Raw genomic sequence first — 3,193 nt, forward strand, 5'->3', positions numbered from 1 at the left:
AAACAAGAAATCCCTTTCAAATAAATGAAAAGGATTCTGTGAGCCCGACAGGATTCGAACCTGTGACCGCCTCCTTAGAAGGGAGGTGCTCTATCCAGCTGAGCTACGAGCCCGTAGCTACAATAAAAAAGTCGGGGTGGCAGGATTCGAACCTGCGGCCTCCACGTCCCAAACGTGGCGCGATAACCGGGCTACGCTACACCCCGAAAATGATTATCTGTTAATTGCGGAGAGACAGGGATTCGAACCCTGGGTACCATTGCTGGTACGACGATTTAGCAAACCGTTCCTTTCGGCCACTCAGGCACCTCTCCAATTTTTATTTTTTTAATGAACGTTGCAATAAATTGCGGATGCAAATGTAAGATAACATCCAATATAACGCAACAATTTTATTTAATTTTTTAAATTATTATTCAGGATATTCTATTCGTAAATGGTAAATATTTGCAAGCTTGCGCTTTAGCACTTTTTTTATAGCTTGAATTTCTTTAAAAGTAATGTTAGCATTTAGAAATTGTCCATCGTCCATTTGCTTATTTAGTATGTTTTCTACAAAATTATCGATTTTTGTAGATGTTGGTTCTTTTAAACTTTTAGAAGCAGCTTCTACACTATCACACATCATTAATATTGCGGTTTCTTTACTAAATGGCTTAGGACCAGGATAAGAAAAATCATTAACATCAACGTCTTGGTTAGTTGCTTTTTCTTTCATATAAAAATAATAAACGCTACTATTTCCATGATGCGTTCTAATAAAATCGATAACACGATCTGGTAAATTATTTTTCTTTGCTATTTCAATACCATTGATAACATGGTCTACAATAACTTTTGCGCTTTCTTTTGGTGATAATTCGTCGTGCGGATTTAACCCTGAAGATTGGTTCTCTGTAAAATACGTTGGATTCTTCATCTTACCAATATCATGATATAATGCGCCTACTCTAATTAGCATTGCATTTGCACCAATTTCGTTAGCTGCTGCTTCAGCTAAATTAGCTACGTTTAATGAATGATGAAAAGTACCTGGCGCTTCATTAGATAAGCGTTTTAAAAGTTTAGAATTCGTGTCTGACAATTCTAAAAGTGAAACATCTGAAACTAAACCGAAGAGTTTTTCATATATATAAATAAGCGGTTGTACAAATAGTGTTGCAAGTCCACACAATACAAACAAACCAAAAGTATCCCACTTTAGAGTTTCTATACTGCCTTCGTGAATTAAGAAAAAAGCAAAGTATGCAATAATATATACAATGGTAATTTGTCCTACAGATATAAATAAATTTGCACGTTTATAAAGTTCTGAAACAGTTAGAATTGTTACTATACCTGCAAGAATTTGTAAAAACATATACTCGTAACTATTTGGTACAATAAAGCCTAAAAGTAATACTGTTATTACGTGTGTAAATAATCCTAAACGTGCATCGAAAAAAGCCTTAAGTACTAATGGTAGTATTGCTATTGGTATTATGTAAATATACTTAGAATCGTAATTAACAATAAAAGTGGTTAACAAAACCATCAAGAATACGTTAAAGAAGATAAATGTTACTTTGGTATTGTTATTAAAAACTTCTAACCTATATTTTCTTAAAAACAACAACAGCATTAGTAAAGCAAGTGCTACTAATAATGTGTACGCAAAAACAATTAAGTTATAATTTGATTCATTCCAAACTTGAGATTCGTATTCGGACTCTAAAGAACTTAGTATTAAAAATTTATTACCTTCTACTATTTCACCTTTAGAAATAATTAGCGTTTCTTTTTCTACACTTCCTCTATTATAAGAAATTGAGTTTAAACGCTCTTCTAAAGCTTTGTTTGATAGGTTTTTATTAAATTTTAAATTAGGTTCTATAATATTAAAAAACAGAATAGATAATGGTTTAGAGTAGTCTTGCAAACCATTATCTTTAAGTGCTTCATCGATTTTTGGTCTTACTTGCGATTGCTTGTAAATGTTATAAAAATCTGTTCTAGCAACCTCTACTCTATCTTTAAGTATCGCTACTGTTGCTTTTTCTGCAATTAATTCTTCAACATTACTAACACCAAATTCGTAAAGTGTTTCTATAATATTTTCTCCAATTTTTTTTATTTCATTTTTAGAACTATAAATAGAATCTGGAAACGAGGTGTTAAAACTATCATTGTATTGCTTTAAAACCTTTGGTTTAATAGTTTCATTTATATTAAAATATTTTATTGCCGTTTTTTGTATTTCTTCTTTTTCTTTTGCTAATTCATCTTCCGTTTTTTGAATAGCAAAATCAAAAGGAGCCAAAAGTGTTTCGGACTGCCAAGGTTTACCTTTCTCAAAATCGTATTTAAACTTTCCGCTTTTAGGAAATAAATAAACGATTAAAAAAGTAGTAACAATAAATAGAAGTACCTTATAAACTAAAGCATGGTTTTTATAAAATTTATTGACTAAGTCCTTCATTATTAAAATTTGAATTATTCTTTAAAATCAAATGTAATAAATTATGATTTCAATATTGCCGATTATCATTATATCAGTATAATTTTTACTAAAATTTGATTATTTTCGCAAGACAAAAAATTTAAGACATACAATCATGAACAAAGAAGTAGTAATAGTATCGGCTGCAAGAACACCTATTGGTAGTTTTTTAGGCGCTTTATCAACAATTCCAGCTCCAAAGCTAGGAGCCATTGCTATAAAGGGTGCATTAGATAAAATCAACCTAAACCCAGAACTAGTTCAAGAGGTTTTAATGGGTAATGTAGTACAAGCTGGAACTGGTCAAGCACCAGCTAGACAGGCTGCAATATTTGCAGGTATTCCAAACACTGTGCCTTGTACTACTATAAATAAGGTTTGTTCTTCTGGTATGAAAACTGTTATGCAAGCTGCTCAAGCTATTGCCCTTGGAGATGCAGATATTATTGTTGCAGGTGGTATGGAAAACATGAGTTTAATACCTCATTATTTTCATGCTAGAAGTGCTACAAAATTTGGACCTGCGACTTTAGTCGATGGTATGCAAAAAGATGGTTTAGTTGATGTTTACGATCAAAACGCGATGGGAACCTGTGCAGATGCTTGTGCTACTGAATATAAATTTTCTCGAGAAGATCAAGATGCATACGCTATACAATCTTACAACCGTTCTGCTGCTGCTTGGGAAGCTGGAAAATTTAATAATGAAGTTGT

Annotated in this window: 2 protein-coding genes and 3 tRNA genes; 1 reads left to right on the forward strand and 4 read right to left on the reverse strand. The window is 32.2% G+C overall.

All coding sequences use genetic code 11. The features are described from left to right. Window positions 1–39: 39 nt before the first annotated feature. The 4 genes from Q0C58_RS09605 to Q0C58_RS09620 all read right to left on the reverse strand — a co-directional run bounded on the left by Q0C58_RS09605 (window position 40) and on the right by Q0C58_RS09620 (window position 2,458). Window positions 40–113 (reverse strand) — tRNA-Arg (locus Q0C58_RS09605). Between the two features lie 18 nt (window positions 114–131). Then, a tRNA-Pro gene (locus Q0C58_RS09610) sits at window positions 132–206 on the reverse strand. 21 nt (window positions 207–227) lie between these two features. After that, window positions 228–314: transfer RNA gene (locus tag Q0C58_RS09615), tRNA-Ser, on the reverse strand. 98 nt (window positions 315–412) lie between these two features. Continuing rightward, complete coding sequence (locus Q0C58_RS09620) at window positions 413–2,458, reverse strand: HDIG domain-containing metalloprotein (RefSeq protein WP_290700642.1); 2,046 nt, start codon at window positions 2,456–2,458, stop codon at window positions 413–415. A 136-nt stretch (window positions 2,459–2,594) separates the two neighbouring features. On the opposite strand from Q0C58_RS09620, the gene Q0C58_RS09625 reads away from it, so the two are divergent. Further along, a partial coding sequence (locus Q0C58_RS09625; RefSeq protein WP_290700644.1) for a beta-ketoacyl synthase N-terminal-like domain-containing protein occupies window positions 2,595–3,193 on the forward strand: 599 nt, incomplete at its 3' end.

Origin of the sequence: Lacinutrix sp., assembly GCF_023299985.1 — a bacterium.
In the GTDB taxonomy this organism is placed as follows: domain Bacteria; phylum Bacteroidota; class Bacteroidia; order Flavobacteriales; family Flavobacteriaceae; genus Lacinutrix.

Excerpts from the sequence above, each read along its gene's own strand:
- Q0C58_RS09620 (WP_290700642.1), bottom strand. The coding sequence starts at position 2,458 with ATGAAGGACTTAGTCAATAAATTTTATAAAAACCATGCTTTAGTTTAT.